The sequence below is a fragment of the Salinadaptatus halalkaliphilus genome (assembly GCF_006543045.1).
Lineage (GTDB): Archaea > Halobacteriota > Halobacteria > Halobacteriales > Natrialbaceae > Salinadaptatus > Salinadaptatus halalkaliphilus.
In genome coordinates this window covers 96,060-120,225 of sequence record NZ_RBZW01000011.1, presented here as the reverse complement: position 1 = coordinate 120,225, position 24,166 = coordinate 96,060, and the positions used below count along the sequence as shown (strand labels likewise).

Genomic DNA, 24,166 nt, shown 5'->3' with positions numbered 1-24,166 from the left:
AGCCGACGCGCGGGTGGGTGACCCGATCGGATGAGCAGCGGAGCGATAGTCGAGCGAACTGCCGTCGATAGTTGATGGGCACGCGCTAGTAACCCTTCTAAAAGATATGGGGTGGATATCGTTCGTCCTCCGACTCAATAGATAACGCACTAAGGGTGTTTATATACGGCCGGTATTTCCCCTGTTTCGGAGTATCGCTCGAATCGCAGGGTAGGGTTGAACTTCAAAAGGTAACGGACCACCCAGTGTATGTGTAGGTACCAATTGTTGGTTAAAGATGATAAGTTCCAATAACTCGGGTCGGCCAATCGACATCCCGACGAGAAAAAATTCAATTGGGAAGTTGGATCATCGCGGACCATCGGTTGCAGTCCGTGGACGAGGTACCGTTCCAAGCGTCGACTGCTGAGTGAAACCGGACAACTGCCGCCGGTTTCACTCATCAGTGCAGGGTTGGGACGCCACTAAGCGTAGTGCACGCGCAGGTATCGTCACTCCTCGAGAAGACGGTCGCGGACGGTTACTCGGCCGGAACGAAGACCGGAATCGCGACGTCCTCGGTGTCGGTGGGAACGAACGCGACCGTCACGTCCATGCCGACCTCGACGTCCTGGGGCGGACAGTCGAGGATGTTCGTGATCACGCGCGGCCCCTCCTCGAGTTCGACGTAGGCGAAGACGACCGGGAGATCGTCCTCGGGCCAGTCGCCGTGGTTGCGAAGCAGCGAAAAGGAGTAGACGGTGCCATCGCCCGAGGCTTCGCGCCACTCGGCCTCGGTAAAGCAGTCCGGACAGAGCGCGCTCGGGTAGTGATAGACGAGCCCACAGTCGGGACACTCGCGGAGGAGCAGGGTGCCGTCGGCGGCGGCGCTCCAGAAGCGTTCGGTTTCGGGGTTCGCGGGCGGGACCGGACGTGGCTCCCAGGTCTCGGGCAGGCTCATCGGTCCTCACCTCCGAGCACCGCGGTGATCGAGCCGTGTCTCGTCCCGAGGCTGCCGCCGGTGCCGTGGGCGATCGCGATATCCGCGTCGACCTGGACGGGATCGTTGGCCTCGCCGCGGAGCTGTCTGACCGCCTCGATGACCTTCGTCATCCCGCCGCGGTTGGCCGGGTGGTTGTTACAGAGCCCGCCGCCGTCGGTGTTGAACGGCAGGTCGCCGTGGGGGGCCTGTAAGGTGCCTCCCTCGACGAACTCGCCGCCTTCGCCCTTCTCGCAAAAGCCCAGGTCCTCGAGCGTCTGCAGGACGGTGATGGTAAAGGAGTCGTAGATCGAGGCGTAGTCGATGTCGTCGTGGTCGATGCCGGCGTCGTCGAAGGCCATCGGCCCGGAGTCGACGGCCGCGGTGTGGGTCAGATCGATCCGGCCGCCATCGAGGTGGCCGATCGCCTCGCCGTAGCCCAGCACTTCGACGCACTCGCGCTCGAGGTCGGCGCGAACGTCCTCGGAGACGAGCAACAGCGCGCCGCCGCCGTCGGTGACGACACAGCAGTCCATCAGGTGGAGCGGATCGGCGACCATGCGTGACTCGACGACGTCCTCGACGGTGACGGGGTCCTGAAAGAGCGCGTCCTCGTTGTGCTGGGCGTGCTGGGAGGCGGCGACCCGGATTTCGGCCAGCTGTTCGGGCGTCGTGCCGTACTCGTGCATGTGTCGCTGGGCGGCGACGGCGTACCGTCCGAGCGTCACCGAGCCGTAGGGGCGTTCGAACTCGTCCTGATAGGATTGAAAGTCGTCCGAGCGTGGATCCGACCGCGGTCGACCCGCGAGCGTCACGAGGGCCACGTCACAGCGGCCGTTTCGGATGGCGTCTCGCGCGTGGCCGACGTGGCCGACGTAGGAGGAGCCACCCCAGTCGGTGGTATCCGCAAAGGAGACGTCCAGTCCCAGATAATCCGCCATGATAAGCGGCGGGAGACCGCTTCCGCCCCACGGGACGCCCGCGGTGAGGAGGCCGTCGACGTCGTCCTTCTCGAGGCCGGCGTCCTCGAGGGCGCCGCGGGCGACCTCGGCGTGTAGCTGCATCGTCGATTTGTCAGGGGCGTCTCTCGTCGGGTGCTCGAAGGCACCAGCAATGTACACTGATTCGTCGGCTGCCATGCGCGGGGAATCTCGTCACTCCCATGTAAACATTGGTATCGAGGAACAGGAGACACGACAGACGGTACCGATACACAGGTTTAATATCGTTCGAACGGAATCGACGGCTGATGATCTCGCTTTCCCCCGAGCAGGAGATGCTCGTATCGTCGCTCGAGGACCTCGCCGAGCGCGAATTTACCGACAAGGCCTTCGAGTGGGACGGCCCGCCGTGGGACAACGTCGAGTTGCTCGCCGAGCAGGGGTTCCTAGGCATCAACATCGACGAAGACTATGGCGGCGGCGGGATGACCGAATTCGACGCAGTGTTGACGATCGAAGCCGTCGGCCGCGTCTGTCCGGACACCGCCGAGTTCCTCTACAACCAGCAGATGGTCGCGCCGCGCGCGATCGAGATGTTCGGCACCGAAGCGGCCAAAGAGCAGTATCTGCCGCCGGTGACCGCCGGCGAGGACGCCATCGCGATCGCGATTTCGGAACCGGAAGCCGGTTCGGACGTCGGCTCGATGAACACCCACATCGAGGACGACGATGGGACGCTCGTGCTCAACGGCGAGAAGATCTGGGTAAGCCACGTCGAACAGTCCGGCGCGGCCGTCGTCTGGACGAAATTCCCCGAGGGGCTTGGCTCGGTGATCGTCGAGTTCGACTGGGACGGTGTCTCGGTCGACCAACACTACACCAACATGGCCGGTCAGCACCAGACCCATTTCCGGATGAACGATGTCACCGTCCCCGAGAAGAACGTCCTCACGCGCGGCAAAGACGGGTTCAAGCAGCAACTCGAGGCGCTGAATTGGGAACGACTGGGTAGTGCAACGGTCGCCAACGCCTGGGCGCGGTGTGCGCTCGACAAGGCCATCGAGTACGCGGGCACGCGCGAACAGTTCGACCAGCCCATCGAGGAGTTCCAGGGCATCGAGTGGATGCTCGCCGAGATGACCAAGGAACTCGAGGCGTCGCGGGCGCTGACCCACCGGGCGGCGGTCCGGGCTCACGACCGCGGCGAGGCTCCCGACCGTCTCGACTCCTCGCTGGCGAAACTGTACGCCAGCCAGATGGTCGAGGAGGTCACCAGCAACTCTCTGCAGGTCCACGGCGCCAACGGCTACCAGCAGGGCCACCCCCTCGAGTATCTCTACCGGTTGGCTCGCGGCCGTCGGCTCGCGGCCGGTACCGACGAGATCCAGAAGAATCAGATCGCGGCCGTCATCAAACGGGACGGGCTGCCGGATCTGGTCTGATCGGGTCTACCGCGTCGACCGCGGCGGTTCGACGCGGTTTCGATCACGCCAAAACTGCCCCTGCGGGGCTAACTGTACTGTCGTTCGTACTCCGGCTCTCGCTTCTCGGTGAACGCGGCGATCGCCTCGTGGTGTTCCGCGTCGTTGACACACTCCCACTGGTAGTCGATCGCGTCGGCGGAGTAGTCCTCGAAGGTCTGTTCCCAGTCGGTGAGGGCGTTCGTTCGCCTGACCGCAAGCGCGGGCAGATCGAGGATCTCCGCGGCGAGGTCGGTCGCCGCCTCGAGGGAGTCGTCGGCGATCTCGACGGCGAGGCCGAGATCGACCGCGTCGTCGGCGTCGATGTCCTTGCCCGTCAACAGGTACTCCTTGGCTTTCGACTCGCCGATGAGTCGCGGGAGCAGCCAGCCGCCGCCGTCGCCGGGGACGAGGCCGACGCGGACGAACCCTTCCCGGAGCCTTGCGTCCTCGTCGACGATCCGGAGATCACAGGCAAGTGCGAAGTCACAGCCGGCGCCGATCGCCGGTCCGGAGACGGCGGCGATCGAGGGCTTTTCGCCGGCTCGAAGCTGGCGGACGACGTTCTGGACGCCCCGAAGGTAGCCGGCATAGTCTTCCTTGCTCATCTCTTCGTGCCAGTCGGGCATCTCCGTGACGTCCGCGCCGGCACAGAAGCCGTCTTCGGCGCCGGTGAGGACGATCACGTAGACGCCGTCGTCGTCGAACGCCTCCCGGAGTGCAACGTTGAGTTCGGCGATCGTCTGCTCGCGGAAGGCGTTGTAGACGTCCGGTCGGTCGATCGTTATCGTCGCGATTCCACCGTCGGTTTCGTATCGAATGTCGTCGTACATGAGTGCGGAGTTGGTATCTTGTCGCACGTGCGTGTGGTTCGCTGGCGAACGTGTACACTCGACGGGCAGCGACCACTTGAGTGTATCCAAACGCTTACCATCTCGCGAGCGAACACTGCAGTATGCCAACTACGGGCACAGGAGACGAGACAGCACTACCACTGTCGGATATCACGGTCGTCGATCTGACGCAGGTTATCGCTGGCCCGTTTGCGTCGATGCAACTCGGCGACCTCGGAGCGACGGTGATCAAACTCGAGGCGGTCGGTCGCGGGGATCGAAGCCGGAGTCTTCAGCCGAGCCCGGCGTACTTCGACTCGATCAACCGGAACAAACGAAGCGTCGCGGTCGATCTCAAGTCCGAGGAGGGCCAGGAGGTCGCACAGACGCTGCTTGCCGACGCCGACGTCTTCATCGAGAGTACGAAGCCAGGCCGCGCGGAGTCGTACGGGCTAGGATACGAGACGGTTTCGGCGTTGAATCCCGAACTCGTCTACTGTTCAATCTCGGGGTTCGGTCGTGACAGTCCCTACGAGGAGATGCCTGCCTGGGACATGCTCGTCCAGGGAATGAGCGGAATCATGTCGATCACGGGCACCGAAGACGGCCCGCCGCTGTGGTCCGGGCTTCCGGTCGGTGACCTCATCGCCGGCTCGTACGCCGTCCAGAGCGTCCTGGCCGCGCTCTACGCTCGAGAAAACGGGGAGATCGACGGCGAGTGGGTCGAGGTCCCGATGTTCGACGCGGCGATTTCGTGGCTCACCGCCCGCGCGGGCCACAGTTTCGGTACCGACGAACCGTTCCCGCGATTGGGGACTCGCCATCCCTCGATCGCCCCCTTCGGCGTCTTCGAGTGTGCCGACGACAGCATCGTCGTCCCCGCGGGGACCGACTCCCTGTGGAACGGATTTTGCCGTGCGCTCGAGGCGCCGGAACTGCTCGCCGACGAGCGTTTCGAGACGCTCGACGACCGCGTCGCGAATCGCGAGGCGCTCCTCGCCGAAGTCGAGCCGATCTTCGATAGCCGACCCGCAGCCGAATGGCTCGAGCGACTCCGGGACGAGGGCGTGCCGGCCGGGCCGATCAACGACACGCGGTCGGTCTGGGACGACGAACACGTCGAGCACCGACAACTTCGTCAGTCGATGCCACGGGAGAATCGCCAGGATGCCGAGGTCGTCGACAGTCCGGTGCACTTCTCGGAACTAACGACGACCCTCGAGGTCCCGCCACAGCGTCTCGGCGGGAGTACGGACGACGTTTTGAGCGAATACGGCTACGACGACGACGAAATCGAACGGTTGCGAAACGACGATATCGTCGAATAAGCTCCCCGACTGGGAACCCGAGGCGTCGGACGGGGCGAAACCGCGTCGAACCGACGCTCACCGACACATATTTACCCTATTAATCACTGTGGTATGGTATGGGTTGCCAGAAGACCACCCGACGGCAAGCACTTGCAGCGATCGGTGCGGCAAGCGCTGTGGGAATTGCCGGCTGTATGGGAGACAACGGTGGGGAAGAGATTCAGATGCGTACCTCGACCGAGGATACGTCCGCGTATCAGCTCTCGGCCGGACTGGCCGCAGTCGCGGACGAGGAGGCGGACTTCTCGATCGACGCGCGGCCGTCCGACGGCGCGCTACAGAGCATGCGCCAGCTAGACTCAGGGCAGACCGATATGGCGTACACCGACTCGCTAAACGCCTACGAAATCGCTAACGAAATCGGCGAGTACGAGAACGAACCCTTCGACAACGAGATTCAGTCGGCGTTCTGGTACTACGACATCCAGGGCGGGCTCGCCGCCGTCGATCAGGAGACCTGTGAAACGGCCGAAGATCTCGAGGGGCTGTCGGTCAACGCGAACCCGGTCGGGACGGCGATGCGGACGATGACCGAACGCCACATGGAACACGCCGTCGATCTAGACGAGATCGACGAACTGGCGGTCAGCTACGGCGAGGAGGGTGCAGCGCTCAACGACGGCACTGCAGACGTCGTCAGTGACATTCGGATCAACGTCGATCTCCAACCAAGCTACGTCGAGGAGCAGTACTCGATCAACGAGGACGCGTGGCTCGTCCACTGGCCCGACGAGGTCGTCGAGAGCATCGAGAGCGAGGAGGCGCCGGTCACCGGCGAATACATCCCGACCGAGGACACGCCCGGTCCCGAGGTCGGCGACCGCGACGAAGAGTGGTGGGTCTCGACGATCTACAACGTGTTCGTCACCCCCGACTTCGACGACGATCTGATGTACTCGATCCTCGAACTGATCAACGACAACAGCGGGGAACTCGCCGACTACCAGGCCCTGGCCGGAGACTGGGCTGACATGGACAACCTCGCTACCCCGGCGGCCAACATTCCGGACGTCGAGATGCACGCGGGTGCACAGAACTTCTTCGAGGACCAGGGCGTTCTGTAACGCAGCCCGCTCGCACAACTGTTTTTATCGATATTCTGACAAAGATGGCGGTCGCGCCGACTCGAGCGGTGTCACCCGCTCGAGTACCGGTCGACCCCTGCACTGCCGGGCCTAATCCTGTCTCGCGCCGGAGTCGATGTTAATATCCTGTGCGGTGATGTTTCGTGCGTGTTCGCTCGCCAGGAAGGCGACGTACGCACCGATATCTTCGGGGCTGACGATGCTATCGAGGGGCAGTTTGTCCGTGATTCGGGCCGCCTTGGCTTCCTCGTAGGAGACGCCGCGTTTCTCGGCTTGCTTTTCGATCATTCGCTCGATGCGCTCTCCTTCGACCGCACCGGGACAGATCGTGTTTACCGTGATGTCGTGTTCGCCCCACTCGTAGGCCAGGTCGCGCGAAAAGCCGATCATGCCGGCCTTCGACGCGGAGTACGGTGTTCGCGTCGGGTACGGGTCCTTGGCGGCGATCGAGGAGATGTTGATCAGACTCGCCTGCTCGCTCTCCTCGAGGTAGGGAAATGCGTGTTTACAGACGAGGAAAGCACCGGTGAGGTTGACGTCGAGCGTGTGCTCCCACTCCTCGAGTGGCATCTCCGCGAGGGTTTTGTGGGGGCCGCCGATACCGGCGTTGTTGACGACGCAGTCGATGCCACCGAACTCCTCGGCCGTTCGCTCGAGCGAGTCGACGATCGAATCGACCTCGGTGACGTCCGTTTCGACCGGGAGCGCCCGGTCGTCGTCGATCTGGTCGGCCGTATCGTAGATCCCGTCGCCTCGGGCAGCGAGGGCGACCGATGCGCCGCGGTCAGCCAACTCGAGTGCGATGTGTTTGCCGATCCCCTGACTGGCGCCAGTGACGAACGCTGTTTTGCCGTCTAGCATACGTCACAAGTTCACAAACGAGGGGTAAAGACGTTCCGATACCAGAGATCGCTGGAGCGACCAGGTGGGCAGCGGCCCGGTTACCGAGAGGCCATGAACTGCTCGATACTCGGAATCGTCTCGCTGAAGACGGCGATCACCCAGACGACGAGGAAGACGCTAAGACCGATCTTGGCTGCCATGTTCGGCACGAACCAGATGCCGAGTCCGACAACCATGTATAACCCTCGAGAGATGGCGTTGAGTTTCGCCTGGAGGTCGTAGCCGACGAGTGCGATGACGACGGCGAGCATACCGACCGACGTGGTCACGAACAACAGTGCGGTTGTCGTCCCCTCCCAGTAGATCAGCGGTTCGTTGATGATGAAGACCCACGGGATCAGGAAGGCAAACAGCCCCAGCCGAACCGTCTCCTTACAGACGTCCCAGAACGATGCTCCGGCGATCCCACAGGCAACCGCACACGAGAGTGCGACCGGCGGCGTAATCGTCGAGAGCAACGCGAAGTAGAACACGAACATATGCGCCGTGATCTCGCCGACGCCGAGTTGGATCAACCCGGGTGCGGTCAACACGGCGACCACGACGTAGGCCGCCGGCGTTGGCATCCCGAGTCCGAAGAGGATGCTCGCGACCATCGCCAGAAAGAGGACGGCGATGAAGACGCCGCCGGCGATCGAAACCATCCGCAGTGAGAAGTCGAGCGCGAAGCCGGTCTGGGTGATGATCTGGATGACGATACCGAGTGACGCCAGCACGGCCGTCAGCGGTGCCATATTGACGACGCCGATCTTACAGCCCTCGATCGTCCGCCGCCCCCAGATTTTGACGGTGTGTGTCGACGGCCGATCGAGGATCAGATCTCGAACCAGCGCGGCTGGGATCAGCGAGAGGATCGCCCACATCCCGGCGGTCATCGGGTCCCACCGGAGTGCGACCAGCGTGTAGATCAAGATCACCAGCGGGATCGTGTACGGCGCGGTGCTGATGAGGGTCTCGAGGACGCCCATCCGCTCCTCTTCGGGAATCGCGTCGAACTCGTCCTCGTCCATCAGCCACCCGTATCGGTGGGCCGAGAGGTGGACGATAAAGGCCATCCCGACGTAGAACAGGAGGGCAGGGAGTAACGCAGCGACGATGATGTCGGCGAAGGCGACGCCGATGATGTCGGCCATCAGGAACGCGGCCGATCCCATCACCGGCGGCAGTATCTGGCCGCCAGTGCTCGCGATCGACTCGATCGAGGCGGCGTACTTGTCCTCGATCTTGTTGTCTTGCATCAACGGGATCGTAAAGGAACCCGTCGTGGCGACGTTGGCCGCCGAACTACCGGTGATCGATCCCATCAACATACTCGAGACGACGGCGACCTGGGGAATCCCGGAACTGATCCGACTCCCGATCGTTCGCCCGAGTTTGATGACGTAGTCCATCCCCCCGTAGGACTCGATGATCCCCGCAAAGAGGATAAAGATCACCACCCAGGTCGCACCGACCCCCAGCAAGAAGCCATAGACACCGTTGAGCGCGACCGAATTACTGTAGATGATCGTCTCGAGGTCGAACCCGCCGTGGTTCAGTATCCCGGGGAACATCGGCCCAAAGTAGCCGTAGCCGATCGCCGCGACGGTGACGAGTCCAAGCAGTTTGCCGTAGGCCTTCCAGGTCGCGTGAATGGTGATGACCATGATCACTGCCCCGACCAGCAGATCGACGTTCGTGTAGATGTACTGCTCGCGGGCTTGTCTGAGCCACCGCCAGTAGTGAATGTGAACGTAGGCCGTACACGCGACGATCGTCACGAGTAAGCCGGCCGAAACGACGTTGTCGAGGCGCTCGCGGATGTCGTCCGGGGAGAAATTGAGTGCGGCGAGATAGAACGCCGTGAGCATCAGCCCCAGATGTATGTTCGCGTGTTGTGACCGTGGCATCCGACCGCTCGAGGCGTAGTAGAGGTGCCAGATGACCGTTACGACACCGAGTGTATAGAGTGCGATACGAACGAGTCGCTCGAGTGAGAGATCGTCGGCCGAACGCGGGATAATTTCGGGTAGATCATCTAGATCGTTGACACTACCATCGTCTACGTGACCCTGATCGGGCCCTTGCGCTCCCATATCCTGTTCGATTCGCCACGTGCTAATAATACTTGTGCGTAGCCGTACCATGATTGGTTTTCACGCGGAAGAAAAACGGTGGGAAAAACCGTCGGTGTCGAAACCGATCCCGGATTAGTAGGACCGCGGCAACTCGAGGACGTGCTGGGCGATGTAGTTTTTGACCATCTCGTTCGAGATGGGTGCGATGACGTTGATCATCGCCTCGCGCCAGTAGCGTTCGACGTCGTACTCCTGGGCGTAGCCCATCCCGCCGTGGACGCGGACGGCACGTTCGCAGGCTTCGATAGCGTCTTCGCTGGCCCTGAGTTTGACGGCGTTCGATGGTGCCCCGGCGTCTTTGCCCTCGTCGTAACACCACGCCGCCTTCCGGACCATCAGTTCGTCTTGCTCGAGTTTGCTCCAGGAGTCGGCGAGGGGGTGTTGGATCGCCTGGTATGAGCCGATGACATCGTCGAACACCTGCCGTTCTCGAGCGTAGTCGGCGGCTTTGTCGATCGCCGCCTGGCCGATGCCGACGGCGTTTGCGGCGATGCTGATTCGCTCGGAGTTCGCAAACGAGAGCAGGTACGTAAAGCCCTCACCTTCCTCGCCGATTCGGTCTTCGGCGGGGATACGGACATCGTCGAACCACACTTCGTTAGAATCGGCTGCACCCCGGCCAGCCTTCGGAATCTCCTGGACGTCGACGCCGTCTTTTTCGGGTGAAAATTCGGTGAAAAACAGCGAGAGGCCGCCGAACCGGTCGGCATCTTCTCGCGGCTTGGTCCGGGCGAGCAGCATGATAACGTCGGCTTCCTGGGCCTTCGAGGTCCAGATTTTCTGCCCGTTGATGACGTACTCGTCGCCCTGGCGGTCTGCAGTCGTCTCGATCCGCGAGGTGTCGGTCCCGGCGTTGGGTTCGGTGACGCCCGTACAGACCATGACATCGCCGTCGGCGATCTGTGGGAGGTAGCGTTCTTTGTGTGCTTCGTCGCCGAACTCGACCAGCGGCGCGACGCTGAAGACGTGGTGGGACGTGATCGACGTTCCCGCCATCGCCGCCCCCGAACGGGCGATTTCCTGCTGGACGATCGAAGCCTCCTGGACGCCATAGCCCTGCCCCCCGTACGCCTCGGGGACCGTGATCCCACACCAGCCGCCGTCGGCGAACGCCTCGAAGAACTCCCAGGCGAACTCGTGGTTGCGATTCTTCTCGCGCCAGTACTCGTCACCGAAGTCACTGCACAGCGTCCGGATCTCGTCGCGGATGAGTCGCTGTTCCTGACTGAGTTGAAACTCCATGTCAGTAGTTCACACGAGGCGAGCGCATAAATGATCCGGTACTCGCGGCGCTCTCGTGCTGATGTGGAACTCATCAGCGTAGCGTTCAGTTCGCTCGTCGCTCACGAATCCGCCGACATTGTCTCGGTCTGCTCGAGTCAGCCCGGTCTTGCCGTCGGCTCGCGTCGATCGAGCAGTGCCGTGCGGTTCGTGGGCAGTACTTACAGCAGCAGTGACAGCACAGCTAGCACCAGAAACGCCAGCACGAGCCACTTGGCGATCGACATGGTCAGTCCTGCAACGCCGGTCGCGCCGAGCGCACCGGCGACGATTGCGATGACGAAAAACAGCAATGCGAGTTCTAACATACTCGTCTTCTAGCCCCTCCGAAAGATACCGATTCGGCCTGAATACGCCACCGATTCCCCTCGTTCCCGGTCGGCTTCCGTGCTCGAAACGACTACTGTACCCTGACGATTTAATCACACACCACATAATTTTACTGGTAATTATTGTATTATGTGCAATATATCATATTTTAAAAGCCCGCAGTGAGCTCGCAGGTAGTCGGGGAGACATCTTCCCTGTATTCGGATTGTGCCACCCGAACACTCGCGACCCCGCTTCGGCCTTTCGTACCGGCAGATAGCGGTCGATGAAGGCAGTCGCTGGACGGACGGCGACTGCTTACGGTCGTTCCGTTCGCCGATACACTCCGCCAAAAGAGCAACCGGTTTCGAGCCGTAACTCGCATCCCTCGCCACGATCTCAGGGCGACCCTCCTTCCCCGTATCGCTTCCCTGATCGGCTCGAGGACGACGGCGACGGAAAGCCCGCAGGCTGGTGGCCGACGACCGGAGACACAGACATTACATAATCTGATCATATATGGATTCCAAATATGTGTGAAATGAGAGGTTTATCGTTCGAGTACCGACGCGGTCGTCGTCACGGTCGCGAACTCGCCCTCGAGGTGAGCGAGCGCCGTCCGGTGGACCATCTCGGCGTCGAAGGATTCGCCGTCGAACGAGCGTTCGAAGGTCGCCGTGGCGTCGGCGAGGAGGGTCACGTCGAAGCCGCGATTCTCGGCCATCCGCGTCGTCGTCGAGACGCAGTGATCGGTCGTCAACCCGGCGATCAGCAGTCGGTCGTAGCCCTGCCTGCGAAGCCAGGACTCGAGGTCGGTGTCGACGAACGCGCCGTTGACCGATTTGACGACGGTCCGCTCGTCCGGGCGGGGCTCGAGGCTCGGCTTGAACGCAAATCCCGGCCGATCGCTCCGTAGCGGCGAGTCCGGTTCGCTCGAGTCGTGACGGACGTGAACGATCGGACGATCGGTGTCGCGCCAACGTGTGAGTAGCTCCGCGACACGGGCTTCGGCCTCGGGGTTGTTTCGCGGTCCCCAGGACGGCTCGTCGAACCCCTGCTGGAAATCGATCAACAGCAGGACGCTCTCCGCGAGCGGGTCACTGGCAGTGCTCACGGCAGTCTCGCGCCGGGTTTCGGATGGGTTCGCGTGACCGTCATCGGACACGTCGAGGGAGCTCGCTCGTCGTCGCTCGAGAGCATGTACTGGTGCCACTCGCGGTCGCCGTCGACGCCCCAGTCGCCGATATCGGGGTGGGGACAGATGCCGTCGTAGTCTTCGATGCGATCCTGAATGATGTCTCGAGCGCGCTCGCCCGCGTCGGTATCGGCGGTAACGCCGAGCGCTTCGAAAAGCGCCCGCGGCTGGAACGTGATCTCGAGACCGATGGGGCAGTAGCGACTCTTGCGCTGGTCGTAAAAGGGCGCTCTGCAGGTCGGAAACATGGGCTCGCCGCCGAGACAGAATTCCCAGTAGGGATCGTCGGGATCGGTCGGGATATCCTCGGGCCAGGGCTCGGGGTCGTGACAGTGTAACGTCTGGAGAACGTGCCACAGCGCGTCGTGATACTCGCGCTCTGTGAGGGGCTGTGCCGGCGGCTTGAAGAACGTGACCAGCGACGCACGGTCGGCGTGGTCCTCGTAGCGCTCGAGATACTCGAGGATCACGTCGCGGAGTCCGATCAGGGCGTCGGCCTCGCGCATCGAGGGGACCGCCGTGTAGAGCGGTTCGCCCGCAGCGACCGATTCGACGCCGAAATAACACGGAAACGGCGCGTCGTTTCGCTCGCCCAGCAGTCCATCCTGAAACGATTCCCAGTGGGCACCGACCCACTCGGGAGCCTCGCCACGCCGGACGCGGCGTTCGAGCGTCTCCTGATCCAGCAGTGACTGGATGCCAGACTCGTTCATAGAAACGTGTTCGTGGCGACCTAAATGTAGATTGAGGTTCGGTCGTCGAAACGCGGGTCGGTTCGCGAGAGGCGTCTGCGGGTGTGGATTTACACCGTCTCGGGAAGCCAGCCGCCGTCGACTTCGACGTTCTCGCCGCTGATGTAGTCGCTGTCGGGATCGACGAAGAGATACAGCGGCTGGATCAGGTCGTCGAAACTCGCCGGGCGGTCCCGGGGGAGGTCCGCGGGGAACTCGTCGGAGTTCTCGACGACGTACGGCGAGATTGCGTTGACCGTGATTCCATCGTCCTGTGTGTCGGCGGCGAGCATCCGCGTAAACTGCAGGACGCCCGCTTTCGCGACGAAATACGGGAAGTTCTTGGGACTCACGAGGCCCTTTTCGGCGGAGGCGTAGCCGACGTTGACGATGCGGCCGTACGCTGCCTCACGCATCGACGGCAAGGCCCGCTTCGAACAGAGGTACGTACCGTTGACGTTCGTCTCGAGCACCCGGTTCCAAGCCTCGATCTCGAGGGTCTCCCAGTGGTTGGGGGCGAAATCGCCGACGTTGTTGACCAGTACGTCGACGCTTCCGAGATCGGTTTCGACGGTCGAGAAGATGCCGTCGACGCTTTCGGGATCGGTGACGTCGCCCTGGACCGTCGTCGTCTCGCTCGCGCCGCGCTCGCTCGCCGCGGCGGCAACGTCAGCGGCTGCGTCAGCGCTCGTGTGGTAGTGGACGGCGACCGCCGCCCCGCAGTCGGCGAGTGCGAGTGCAAACGCCCGACCGACGCCGCGTCCGCTTCCCGTTACCAGTGCCGTCTGGCCCGAGAGGTTTGGGTCGTCCATGGGCGACCCAATGCGATGGAGCCCTAACCGACTACCGATCGTCGCTGTCGCCGTCGGAAGTCCGTCTCGAGTCGGACTGCCAGTCATACGGATTCCTGTACCGATGTACCGGCCCAGCCGCCGCCCGGGTCGCGGCTGGGCCGGAACTGACGTACAGTAAACCGTATCAGTCCCATCGATCTAATTGCCGTAGATTTACGGTGGTTCGGATTCCTACAGGTCAGTATGACGCTCGACACCGTGTTGCTCGCCGTTGGGCCCAGTGACGCCGATCGTAGCGACGAACTCGCCGAGGCCGTTCTCGAGGTCGCGTCGCCCGCAGATGCCACCGTGATCCTCGCACACGTCTTTACCGACGACGAATACGACGACGTCATCGCACGTCTCGAATTTGACGCGGACGACGAGATCGAACCGGACGAAGTCGCAGCCAGACACTCGACGATCCGCGACCTGGAGGGATCATTCGACGAGCACGATCTTGACTACGAAATCAGAGGCGCGGTCGGCGATCACGGAACGGCGATCGTGGACCTCGCGAACGAGGCCGATGCCGACCGCGTCGTCGTCGGTGGCCGGCGCCGGTCGCCGACCGGTAAAGCGGTGTTCGGCTCGACGGCACAGGAAGTGTTGCTCTCTGCACCCTGCCCGGCGACGTTCGTCCGCAGCGACGACGGCTACGAGTAATTCGATCGGTGCCGAGTTCGGGCGGCCGGAACCGAGTCGGGACACCGGCAGCTACCGGGCGAACGCACGCAAAAAACGACGGATGACGGTCGAAAGCGGCCGAGCGAACGGTTCAGTTATCGGTCGAACACGTTCTTGATCCGCGAGACGATGCCGTCGTCGTTGCGGTTCTCATCTCGGTCGGGTTGTTCGTCCGTCATGGACGGTCGGCACTGATGGACCGAGAACACTAAAAATTACTGTCGCGTTACGTCGGTACCCGAATCGAAAGTTACGACGGATAGATTGCCGCCCTACATACTGTTTTTTGTTTGGTGTGCGTATCCCTAGCCATGGAGTATACGACACTCGGTTCGACCGGCATGGAAGTCAGCCGCCTCTGTCTGGGCTGTATGAGTTTCGGGTCGACAGACTGGCGCGAGTGGGTCTTAGAAGACGAGGAGAGCAAGAAAATCATCGATCGGGCGATCGATCTCGGCATCAACTTCTTCGATACCGCGAACATGTACTCAAAAGGTGAGTCCGAACGCATACTCGGCGAGGCACTCGAGGGCCGTCGCGAAGAGTCGGTCGTCGCGACGAAGGTGTTTCACCCGATGCGCGAGGACGATCCGAACTCCCAGGGACTCTCCCGGAAGACGATCGAACAGGAACTCGCGGCGAGCAAGGACCGACTGGGGATGGACACGATCGACCTCTACCAGATCCACCGCTGGGACTACGACACGCCGATCGAGCAGACGATGCGCGCGCTCGACGACGCTGTCCGGCGCGGGGATGTCCGCTACGTCGGTGCCTCGTCGATGTGGGCCAACCAGTTCGTCACCGCCCGGCACACGAGCGACGAACGTGGTCTCGAGCGGTTTCTCACGATGCAAAACCACTACAACCTCGTCTACCGCGAGGAAGAACGCGAGATGCTGCCCTACTGCCAACAGGAGAACGTCGGCGTCCTCCCGTGGTCACCGCTGGCTCGAGGCTATCTCACCCGTCCCCACGAGGAGATCGACGCGACGACTCGCGGCGAGACGGAAGAGTACATGTACGAACACCCCTACCGCGACGGCGGCGGTCAGGAGATCAACGAACGTGTCGCGGAACTGGCCGCCGACAAGGGTGTGACGATGGCTCAGATCGCGCTCGCCTGGCTCCTACACAAAGACTGGGTCGACGCACCGATCGTTGGCACCACGAGCGTCGAACACCTAGAACAGGCGGTCGAAGCCCTCGAAATTTCGCTGTCGGCGTCGGATATGGCCTACCTCGAGGAACCATACGAACCTGTGCCCGTGTCGGGTCACGCGTGATCGTCGGCGACGCGTAGAATCGACAGTCGTCGACACGCGTGGTGTGCGTTCGTTTGGCCGGTCGGGTAGCCTCGAGTCAACGCGAGGACTCCTTCGCGTTTATGAAACCCATTTTGGTTTCGTGAGGTGTTTTTTGTGGACAAGAGTAATTAACTCTCGTTCACAACGATAGATCACCGAAACCGGATCGATCGGTATCAGCGGAGCGGGCTGCCGGCCCCACGACGACGCCGAACCGGACCAGATCAGTTTCAAACAATGCCGATGACGAAAACCGAATCGAAACGACAGCGGACGGCGAGTCACACCGAAACCGATCACGGAGACCCGACGACGGACCGTGTCAGTCGGACTGAGTCGTGTCCCGAGTGCGACGGTCGAATACGAACCAGGGATGATCAGGCCTACTGTGTGGAATGTGGTCTCGTCGTCGACGACGAGCGGATCGACCACGGTCCGGAGTGGCGGGCATTCGACGCGGCCGAACGAGACGAGAAGTCCCGCGTCGGCGCGCCGACCACGGTAATGCTCCACGACCGAGGTCTGTCGACGACCATCGACTGGCGCGACAAGGACGGATACGGTGCAGCGCTTTCGGACGAGCGGCGTCAGCAATTCCAGCGGCTCCGCCGATGGGACGAGCGATTCCGGACGACCGACGCCAGCGACCGCAACCTGCAACACGCCCTCGGCGAGATCGAACGCATGGGAGCGGCTCTCGGAATCCCGGAACCGACCTGCGAGACCGCAAGCGTCATCTACCGGCGCGCGCTCGAGGACGAACTCCTCCCCGGTCGATCGATCGAAGGGATGGCGACGGCCGCGCTGCACGCGGCGCTCCGTCAGGCCGGCGTCCCGCGGTCGATCGACGAACTCGCAGCCGTCAGCCGGATCGACTACCTCGAGGCCACCCGTTCCTACCGCTATCTCGTCAGGGAACTCGAACTGCCGATGGCGCCCCCGGACCCCCTCGAGTACCTTCCGCGGTATGGCTCGAAACTCGATATCTCGACCGAGACTCGACGTCGTGCGCACGAATTGCTCGAGGCCGCAATCGAGGAGGGACTCCACAGCGGAAAACACCCCGTCGGCCTCGCCGCTGCCGCCATCTACGCGGCGAGTCGACTCACCGACGAGGAGCTTACACAAGGCACCGTGTCGACGGCAGCCGACATCAGCAAGGTGACGATTCGGAATCGGTACCAGGAACTGCTCGAACTCGAGCTTGCCGGGCCGGGAACCGAAGCCGACGGCTGATCGACGCGAGCGGCGAGCGGACGCGACTCTCTTTACAGAACAGGGCCGGTTCCCTCGAGCGATCGCCGGAAAAGAATCGGCGGTCGTCCGTTTCCGCCTCGAGCCGTGCGATTAGCTCATGAACAGCCGCCGCTCTGCTCGTTCGTGTCGCATTCCCATGATCTCCGCCAGCGGTGCAAACGACGCCATCGCCCGCGGCTCGTCGTCGACGTGGCGCTCGCAGACGGTCCGAATCGTCGGTCGAAGGTCGGCGAGCACGGTCTGGATCGCCGTGTGGCCGAACCGACCGAGTCGCTGGGCGGCCCCGAGCAATCCCGTTACGAACGCGTGTGCGTGGGCGAGACAGGCCTCGAGTCGCGAGACGCCTCGAGCCTGTGCAACGACGCCGAAGACGACCGGGTAGTGCCCAGGCGTCTCGTCGGCCGCGATCGCATCGGCGAATGTAGACTCGAGATCGACAGGTTCGCCACAACCTGCTCCGCCGTCACCGGCGACTTTCCCGCCGCTATTACCCGTTGGGTCGCCGGCTGTCCGCCGTGAGTCGGTTTGCTCGAGCAATTCACAGAGCTTCGCACCCGCTTTCGTCGAACTCTCGCGAAACTCCCGGGGCATCGTCACGGCGTGCAGGCGCTCGTCGACCGCGAGCAGCGCCTCGAGATCGTCGGTCGCACTCGCCTCGTGGGCGTTCGCCAGCGCTACCGTTTCGCAGGGACCGACCACGCGCCGGAGGTAGGCGGCGATCAACTCCTGCAGGGCGTCGCCGTCTTCGATTCGATCCTCGTTGACGTACTGCTCGAGGCCGTAGGAGGCAGTGTAGCCGCCGACCGGGAGAAACGAGTCCGAGAGGCGAAGCGCCGCGAGAAACGCGTCGGCGTTAGTGGTCATGGTCGTGGGAGTGATCGGCGTGGGTATGGCCGTGATCGTGGTCGTCGTGGCCGTGCTCGTGATCAGCGTGAGAGCCATCGTATCCAGGTTCGTCCTCGAGGTCGGTCACGAACAGATCGGCGTCGACAGTCGTCTCGCTGACGGTCGAATTCGCCACGACGTTGGCGACCACTCGCTCGACGATGTGGCGGTCGGCCTCGAGGGGAACGTAGACGACGCCGTCCTCGACGGCCAGATCCCAGTGCTGGTTGCCGATTCGGTGCCCGAGTTCGACCGCGGCCTCGAGGGCGTCGTCGGTCGCTTCGGGGAGCGTTACTGCGAGGGCCTCCAGCGGCTCGAACGCGACGACGATCATCCGGTCGGCTTCGCAGACGAGGACATCCCCGGCAGACACCGCAGCCCGATCGAGTACGACACCGATGTCCGTCCCCGCGTCGGTCGTCGCCCGGAAGCGCGATCGGCGACGGTTGTCGGCCTCGAGGACGACCCGCTCGAGCGTGCCGGCCGCGGCGTGGTCGTCCCGCCGGGCCGCGAGCTCGTCGTCGGCGTGGACGTTGCCGACGATCCCGTCGATTCGCTCCATCAGTATCGCCGGTCGGCGGGTGCGCCGACCCCCAGTAGCTCGCGTCTCGTCTCGTCCCAGGCCTGCCGGAGCGCGTCGGTCACGTCCGTCTCGCGATGGCCGAGCAACCGAACGACGACGCCCGATTCGTGAGGGAGTCTCGAGACGCCGGCCTGTGTGTCGTCGTCGCTCTCGAGTCGCTCTGAGACGTGTTCGATCAGGCTCTCGAGGGCGGGGTCGAACGCGGGTTTTCCATCCGCCACACCGCCGGGCGCGAAGACGTACAGCGAGCCAACGACGCCGTACGCACCGACGCTCGCCGGATCCCGTGGATCGCGCTCGTCCGGCCGCAAATCGACGGCGTCGGCACAGACCAGCCGACCGTCGTGTTCGGCCTCGACGCGCGAGTGGTAGTGATCGAAGCCGAACGCCTCGTGGTCGCTCAACCCGTCGGGGACGAGCACGTCCGCGACGATGGCGACGGCGTCGTCCGCGAGATCGATCGAGACCGTCTGCAGGCAGCGGGCGTCCTCGTTGACGATCGTCGGGCCCGGCACGTACTCGAGAAATCCGCCGTCCTCGACCCGCAGCGTCGCGTCGAGGTGGGCGTAGTTCGCATCCATGCTGTGGACTTTCGTCGCGCTCTGGGTCGTGACGTGGGCGCGAGCGCCGGTCCGAGCCTCGAGTCGCAGCCGGTGGCGATCACCTTGAGCGACGCCGCCGGTCGGCTCCTGGGCGACCAGCGTCGTCAATCCGGGCGCTGGGTCGGTCTCGAGGGTACCGGTCAGGTGATAGGGAACCTCGACGCGGTCGCGGAGCAGCCGCGTCGGATTCTCGCCCGAACGGGCGAACGTGGCCTCGAGCAGCCCGTTCTTTCCCGGGCCGCCGGCGGGCGCCTGTGCGAGCGATTCGTCGGCGTAGGATTCGAACGCCGGGGGTAGCGGGAGTTCGGAACGCCCGCTCGAGTCGGTCGATCCGACGGTCACGCGAACAGCACCTCTCGCTCGATGTGATCGAGCGTCTCGTCGACGCCGTCGCCGTTCTTGCAGTTGGTGAAGACGAACGGGTCCTCGCCTCGGACCTCGCTCGCGTCGGCTTCGATCACGTCCAGATCGGCGTCGACGTGGGGGGCGAGATCGGTCTTGTTGACCACGAGGAGGTCGGCTTGCGTGACACCCGGCCCGCGCTTGCGCGGGATGTCCTCGCCCTCCGCGACCGAGATGACGAACAGGAAGTAGTCGGCGAGTTCGGGGTTGAAGGTGGCCGCGAGGTTGTCGCCGCCGCTCTCGACGAGCACGACGTCGAGTTCGGGGTGGCGTTCGGTGAACTCGTCGATCGCCGCGAGGTTCATCGAGGGGTCCTCGCGGATGCCCGTGTGGGGACAGGCCCCCGTCTCGACGCCCTCGACGAGATCTTCGGGCAACAGATCCGCGAAGGACTCTCGGAAGACGTCGGCGTCCTCCTGAGTCATGATGTCGTTGGCGATGACGCCCACCTCGTAACCCTTCTCGACGAGTCTCGGCACGAGGCACTTGACCATCGCGGTCTTGCCCGAGCCAACCGGGCCGCCGAGACCGACTTTCGCGACGTCTCTGTACCCCATTATTCGGCCTCCGCGTCGGTCTCGTCTGCGTCGTTCGGTTCCGTTCCAGTTGCCTCGCGGTCGAACTCCTCGCCCGGCCCGGGATCGACCACCTCGAGTTGCTCGCGGCTGTCGGCCCGGATGGGTTCGTGAATCGTCACGAGCTTGGTGCCGTCGGGAAAAACGGGTTCGACCTGGATCATGTCGACCATGGAGGGAACGCCGTCCATGACATCCTCGCGAGTCAGGAGCTGGGTCGCTTCCGATCGAATCTGCGAGACGGACTTGCCCTCGCGGGCCGCTTCGCAGGCCCAGTCCGAGATGTAGGCGACCGTCTCGGGATGGTTTAGCTTCACGCCGCGTTCTTTCCGTCGGCGGGCGAGTTCGGCGGCCATGAACACCGTCAACCGCTCCATCTCCTTTGGCGAGAGCTTCATCGACTCACCCCCGTCGCGGGACTCGAGGCTGCAGTTCGTGACGGTACTGTCGCCGGCGTCGGTTGTGTGGTGTGGAGCATCGATTTAGAGCAGGTATCGCTGTGCGAGCGGGATTTCGTCGGCCGGTTCGCAGGTGACGTGTTCGCCGTCGACCTCGACCTCGAACGTCTGGGCGTCGATCTCGATATCGTCCGGGCAGTGGTCGTTGTGGACCATGTCCGACTTGCGCACCGAGCGCGTTTCGGCGATCGGTCGAACGGGGGTCTCGAGGCCGTAGGCCTCGCCGACCTCGTTCTCGGCGGCGGCCTCGCTGACGAACGAGATCGAGAGCCCGTGTTTCGCCTTCCCCTGTGCCCCGGCGCGTTCGCGCCCGATTACCGGCTCGCAGGTCATCAGCGAGCCGTTTGCCTCGCCCATCTCCGACCAGACGGGGAAGCCGCCCTTGATCACTGTCTTTGGCTTGATCCCGAAGAAGGCGGGCTCCCACAGCGCGATATCCGCCAGCTTGCCGGGCTCGAGCGAGCCGACGTAGTCGTCGATACCGGCCGTGATCGCGGGGTTGATCGTATATTTGGCGACGTAGCGTTCGATGCGAGCGTTGTCCGCGCCGGTGTCCTCGTCGGCCTCGAGGGGACCGCGTTGATTCTTCATCTTGTGGGCGGTCTGCCAGGTGCGGCTGATGACTTCGGCCATCCGGCCCATCGCCTGAGAGTCGGAGGTCATCATCGAGATGGCACCGGTGTCGTGGAGGACATCCTCCGCACCGATCGTCTCCGCACGGATGCGAGACTCGGCAAAGGCCACGTCTTCGGGCACGTCGGGATTGAGGTGATGACAGACCATCACCATATCGAGATGCTCGTCGAACGTGTTCTCGGTGTAGGGCATCGACGGATTCGTCGAGGACGGCAGCATGTGCTCGTGGCCGATCAACTCGAGGACGTCCGGCGCGTGGCCGCCGCCGGCACCCTCGATGTGGAAGGTGTGGATCGCCCGCCCGTCGATGGCGTTGAAGGTGTCCTCGACGAAGCCCGACTCGTTGAGCGTATCCGTGTGGATACAGACCTGCACGTCTTCCTCGTCGGCGACCTCGAGACAGGTGTCGATCGCCGCGGGCGTCGAGCCCCAGTCCTCGTGGAGTTTGAGTCCAACCGCGCCGGCGTCGATCTGTTCGTACAGCGTCTCAGGCTGGCTGCTGTTGCCCTTGCCGTAGAAGCCGACGTTGACCGGCCACTCCTCGGCAGCCTGGAGGAAGCGTTTGATGTTTTCGGGGCCGGGCGTACAGGTCGTGGCCCCGCCGCCGAAGCCGCCGCCGAACATCGTCGTGACGCCCGATCCGAGCGCGTGATCGACGAGTTGCGGGCTGTTGAAGTGGACGTGAATGTCGAGCGCGCCGGGCGTCGCGATCAGGCCGTCCGCCGGAATCGTATCCGTACTCGAGCCGATCACCATATCGACGTCGTCCATCGTGTCGGGGTTGCCGGCCTTGCCGACGCCGACGATCTCGCCGTTCCGGACGCCGATGTCGCCCTTACGGACGCCCAGGACGGGATCGATCGTCACGACGTTCGTGAACACCCAGTCGAGGGCGCCGTCTGCCCGGGTCGTCCCCGACTGCATCCCCATCCCGTCGCGCATCGTCTTCCCGCCGCCGAAGACGGCCTCCTCGCCGGGGACGCCGTGGTCGGTCTCGATCGTCGCGAAGAGGTCGGTATCGCCGAGGCGAATCCGGTCGCCCTCGGTCGCCCCGAACAGATCCGTATACTCGCGTCGCGAAAGCTCCCGACTCATCGGTCGCCCTCGTCGTCGATGTATCCCCGTTCTCGAGCGCGTTCCATCGCGCGCGCTTTGACATCGTCGTCGTCGAGTTCGCCGCCGACGAGTCCACCCATTCCGTGGACGACGCGATCCCCGCCGATAGCGACGAGGTCGACCTCGCGGTCACAGCCCGGTTCGAACCGGACCGCAGTGCCCGCCGGAATATTCAGTCGCATGCCGTAGGCGGTCTCCCGGTCGAACGCCAGCCCGGGGTTAACCTCGAAAAAGTGAAAGTGCGAGCCGACCTGGACTGGTCGATCACCGGTGTTCTCGACGGTAACCGTCGCTGTCTCCCGGCCCTCGTTGATCGAAACCGGTTGGTCGGCCGGCCGAAGTTCGCCCGGGACGAACTCGCTCATCCGCCGATCACTCCGTCCCGACCAGTGGGGATTGTACGCGTGTTTGGTCCCATACGTGCCAAAATGAGTACGACTGATGTAAACCTACGTTCGTACAACAATATTTGCACACCAATTGGTCAAATACTGTTATTTGCGCCAAATTATTCTTTGCCATGATATAATGACGTGAGATGGCGTATTGAGATTGGACAAACCACACATCCAACTCGAGTCGGCCACATTCCGGCGGTGATCGGTGGCGGCGTTGGATCACCGACGTGTCGCCGTAGAGTGACTTCGGTCGGTGCGAACGACCGCCACGAGATAGCATGCGATCGCGATCACGACGATCGTTGCACCGGGTCTGAGACCGAACAGCCACGAGGTGGCGATGCCTGCGAGGACGGCGAGTTCGCCGACGACGATCGACGTATACAACGTCTCGCGGAAACTGTCGGCGACGAGCGAGGCGGCAGCGACCGGAACGACGAGCATGGCGGCAACGAGGATCACGCCGAGAATCTGCATCGCGCCGACGACGACCAGCGGCGTGAGCACGATCAACACGGTGTTGTACGTCGAGACGGGGATGCTCGCGACCCGCGCGGCGCGTTCGTCGAACGTAATAAACAGCAGCTGGTTGTACGTCGCCGCGACGACGCCGACGACGACGAGGCTCAACAGCGCCATCACGGTGACGCTGTGCTCGTCGGTAACCGAGATGTTCCCGAACAGGTAGCTGTTGATGTCGACGAACGCGAACCCCCCACCGACGTCGATAAACAGCGTTCCCAGCGCGAAGCTGCCGGTCAGCATAATCGCGATCGGGACGTCGCCGTAGGCACCGGTTCGCTGGGCGAGTCGTTGAACGCCGACCGCGCCGACGACTGCCGCCGCGAGCGCGACGAGCAACAACCGGGCGTCCCAGCCGGAGGCCGCAAACAGAAGCGTCCCGAAGGCGACGCCCGCGAACGCGGTGTGAGCGAGCGTCTCGCCGATCAACGCCATCTCGCGATGGACGAGAAACACGCCGATCGTGGGCCCGACGATCCCGACGAAGACGCCGACCGTGATCGTGTTCCACATGAACCGGTAACAGGCTACCTCGGTGCCGATCGTTCGGCCCGCCGTACAGCTAGCCTCGAAGAATCGGGCGGGCATCAACCCAAACGCGATCGGGAGGAAGACGACGGCGACAGCGACGGCTGTCGTTGCGAGTGCGGCTCGCACCGGCAGTCGAAACGAGCGTCTCATCGGCGTGGCTTACGTCCGGGAGACTCCCGACGGCCGGGCAC

At 63.3% G+C, this 24,166-nt stretch carries 24 protein-coding genes; 6 read left to right on the top strand and 18 right to left on the bottom strand.

Annotation, left to right across the window (positions count from 1 at the left end; genetic code table 11):
* Nucleotides 1-520: 520 nt before the first annotated feature.
* Together D8Y22_RS03375 and D8Y22_RS03370 are read right to left on the bottom strand one after the other, a co-directional pair.
* Nucleotides 521-940, bottom strand: a complete 420-nt coding sequence (locus D8Y22_RS03375; RefSeq protein WP_246084343.1) for a Zn-ribbon domain-containing OB-fold protein — start codon at nt 938-940, stop codon at nt 521-523.
* Nucleotides 937-2,097: a thiolase domain-containing protein gene (locus tag D8Y22_RS03370; RefSeq protein ID WP_141463306.1), complete on the bottom strand. Its 1,161-nt coding sequence runs from the start codon at nt 2,095-2,097 to the stop codon at nt 937-939. Before D8Y22_RS03370 ends, D8Y22_RS03375 begins: the two co-directional genes overlap by 4 nt.
* Before the next feature lie 110 nt (nt 2,098-2,207).
* Here D8Y22_RS03370 and D8Y22_RS03365 point away from each other — a divergent pair, with 110 nt between their 5' ends.
* The gene (locus tag D8Y22_RS03365; RefSeq protein ID WP_141463305.1) at nt 2,208-3,341 is read left to right on the top strand and encodes an acyl-CoA dehydrogenase family protein; all 1,134 of its coding nucleotides are present in this window, start codon (nt 2,208-2,210) and stop codon (nt 3,339-3,341) included.
* Between the two features lie 68 nt (nt 3,342-3,409).
* On the opposite strand, the gene D8Y22_RS03360 is transcribed toward D8Y22_RS03365, so the two are convergent.
* Nucleotides 3,410-4,192 carry an enoyl-CoA hydratase/isomerase family protein gene (locus D8Y22_RS03360; RefSeq protein ID WP_141463304.1) on the bottom strand — a complete coding sequence of 261 codons (783 nt, stop codon included), beginning with the start codon at nt 4,190-4,192 and terminating at the stop codon, nt 3,410-3,412.
* A 122-nt stretch (nt 4,193-4,314) separates the two neighbouring features.
* Here D8Y22_RS03360 and D8Y22_RS03355 point away from each other — a divergent pair, with 122 nt between their 5' ends.
* Nucleotides 4,315-5,520, top strand: a complete 1,206-nt coding sequence (locus D8Y22_RS03355; protein ID WP_141463303.1) for a CaiB/BaiF CoA transferase family protein — start codon at nt 4,315-4,317, stop codon at nt 5,518-5,520.
* Between the two features lie 98 nt (nt 5,521-5,618).
* The gene (locus D8Y22_RS03350; RefSeq protein WP_141463302.1) at nt 5,619-6,626 is read left to right on the top strand and encodes a TAXI family TRAP transporter solute-binding subunit; all 1,008 of its coding nucleotides are present in this window, start codon (nt 5,619-5,621) and stop codon (nt 6,624-6,626) included.
* A 111-nt stretch (nt 6,627-6,737) separates the two neighbouring features.
* Here the strand turns inward: D8Y22_RS03350 and D8Y22_RS03345 are convergent, their stop codons facing one another.
* From D8Y22_RS03345 to D8Y22_RS03315, 7 genes are all read right to left on the bottom strand, one after another.
* Complete coding sequence (locus D8Y22_RS03345; RefSeq protein ID WP_141463301.1) at nt 6,738-7,508, bottom strand: SDR family NAD(P)-dependent oxidoreductase; 771 nt, start codon at nt 7,506-7,508, stop codon at nt 6,738-6,740.
* Between the two features lie 80 nt (nt 7,509-7,588).
* Nucleotides 7,589-9,625 carry a TRAP transporter permease gene (locus D8Y22_RS03340; RefSeq protein ID WP_174811739.1) on the bottom strand — a complete coding sequence of 679 codons (2,037 nt, stop codon included), beginning with the start codon at nt 9,623-9,625 and terminating at the stop codon, nt 7,589-7,591.
* Between the two features lie 114 nt (nt 9,626-9,739).
* A complete protein-coding gene (locus D8Y22_RS03335) occupies nt 9,740-10,909 on the bottom strand; it encodes an acyl-CoA dehydrogenase family protein (RefSeq protein WP_141463299.1) in 1,170 nt (389 codons plus the stop codon).
* 200 nt (nt 10,910-11,109) lie between these two features.
* Nucleotides 11,110-11,256 carry a DUF1328 domain-containing protein gene (locus D8Y22_RS03330; protein ID WP_141463298.1) on the bottom strand — a complete coding sequence of 49 codons (147 nt, stop codon included), beginning with the start codon at nt 11,254-11,256 and terminating at the stop codon, nt 11,110-11,112.
* Between the two features lie 551 nt (nt 11,257-11,807).
* On the bottom strand, nt 11,808-12,371 hold the full coding sequence (locus D8Y22_RS03325; RefSeq protein WP_246084342.1) for a cysteine hydrolase family protein: 564 nt from the start codon (nt 12,369-12,371) through the stop codon (nt 11,808-11,810).
* On the bottom strand, nt 12,368-13,165 hold the full coding sequence (locus D8Y22_RS03320; protein ID WP_141463296.1) for a YqcI/YcgG family protein: 798 nt from the start codon (nt 13,163-13,165) through the stop codon (nt 12,368-12,370). Before D8Y22_RS03320 ends, D8Y22_RS03325 begins: the two co-directional genes overlap by 4 nt.
* Before the next feature lie 89 nt (nt 13,166-13,254).
* Nucleotides 13,255-13,995 carry an SDR family NAD(P)-dependent oxidoreductase gene (locus D8Y22_RS03315; RefSeq protein WP_141463295.1) on the bottom strand — a complete coding sequence of 247 codons (741 nt, stop codon included), beginning with the start codon at nt 13,993-13,995 and terminating at the stop codon, nt 13,255-13,257.
* A gap of 225 nt (nt 13,996-14,220) precedes the next feature.
* On the opposite strand from D8Y22_RS03315, the gene D8Y22_RS03310 reads away from it, so the two are divergent.
* The 3 genes from D8Y22_RS03310 to D8Y22_RS03300 all read left to right on the top strand — a co-directional run bounded on the left by D8Y22_RS03310 (nt 14,221) and on the right by D8Y22_RS03300 (nt 17,246).
* Nucleotides 14,221-14,682: a universal stress protein gene (locus D8Y22_RS03310; protein WP_141463294.1), complete on the top strand. Its 462-nt coding sequence runs from the start codon at nt 14,221-14,223 to the stop codon at nt 14,680-14,682.
* Nucleotides 14,683-15,014: 332 nt separating this feature from the next.
* On the top strand, nt 15,015-15,989 hold the full coding sequence (locus D8Y22_RS03305; protein ID WP_141463293.1) for an aldo/keto reductase: 975 nt from the start codon (nt 15,015-15,017) through the stop codon (nt 15,987-15,989).
* A 264-nt stretch (nt 15,990-16,253) separates the two neighbouring features.
* Nucleotides 16,254-17,246 (top strand): transcription initiation factor IIB, encoded by a 993-nt coding sequence (locus D8Y22_RS03300; protein WP_394348185.1) that lies wholly within the window; start codon nt 16,254-16,256, stop codon nt 17,244-17,246.
* Nucleotides 17,247-17,357: 111 nt separating this feature from the next.
* Here the strand turns inward: D8Y22_RS03300 and D8Y22_RS03295 are convergent, their stop codons facing one another.
* The 8 genes from D8Y22_RS03295 to D8Y22_RS03260 all read right to left on the bottom strand — a co-directional run bounded on the left by D8Y22_RS03295 (nt 17,358) and on the right by D8Y22_RS03260 (nt 24,125).
* Nucleotides 17,358-18,131 (bottom strand): urease accessory protein UreF, encoded by a 774-nt coding sequence (locus D8Y22_RS03295; protein ID WP_141463291.1) that lies wholly within the window; start codon nt 18,129-18,131, stop codon nt 17,358-17,360.
* Nucleotides 18,121-18,714 (bottom strand): urease accessory protein UreE, encoded by a 594-nt coding sequence (ureE, locus tag D8Y22_RS03290; protein ID WP_141463290.1) that lies wholly within the window; start codon nt 18,712-18,714, stop codon nt 18,121-18,123. The genes D8Y22_RS03295 and ureE overlap by 11 nt, the downstream gene beginning before the upstream one ends.
* Nucleotides 18,714-19,679, bottom strand: coding sequence for an urease accessory protein UreD (locus D8Y22_RS03285; protein WP_141463289.1), 966 nt, complete (start codon nt 19,677-19,679; stop codon nt 18,714-18,716). The genes ureE and D8Y22_RS03285 overlap by 1 nt, the downstream gene beginning before the upstream one ends.
* Nucleotides 19,676-20,296, bottom strand: a complete 621-nt coding sequence (gene ureG / locus D8Y22_RS03280; protein WP_141463288.1) for an urease accessory protein UreG — start codon at nt 20,294-20,296, stop codon at nt 19,676-19,678. The genes D8Y22_RS03285 and ureG overlap by 4 nt, the downstream gene beginning before the upstream one ends.
* Nucleotides 20,296-20,712: an urease subunit gamma gene (locus D8Y22_RS03275; RefSeq protein WP_141463287.1), complete on the bottom strand. Its 417-nt coding sequence runs from the start codon at nt 20,710-20,712 to the stop codon at nt 20,296-20,298. Before D8Y22_RS03275 ends, ureG begins: the two co-directional genes overlap by 1 nt.
* Nucleotides 20,713-20,796: 84 nt before the next feature.
* A complete protein-coding gene (gene ureC / locus D8Y22_RS03270) occupies nt 20,797-22,503 on the bottom strand; it encodes an urease subunit alpha (RefSeq protein WP_141463286.1) in 1,707 nt (568 codons plus the stop codon).
* Entirely contained in the window at nt 22,500-22,889 is a 390-nt protein-coding gene (locus D8Y22_RS03265; RefSeq protein ID WP_141463285.1) for an urease subunit beta, read from the bottom strand. The genes ureC and D8Y22_RS03265 overlap by 4 nt, the downstream gene beginning before the upstream one ends.
* A gap of 252 nt (nt 22,890-23,141) precedes the next feature.
* Nucleotides 23,142-24,125, bottom strand: coding sequence for a metal ABC transporter permease (locus tag D8Y22_RS03260; RefSeq protein ID WP_141463284.1), 984 nt, complete (start codon nt 24,123-24,125; stop codon nt 23,142-23,144).
* Nucleotides 24,126-24,166 lie beyond the last annotated feature (41 nt).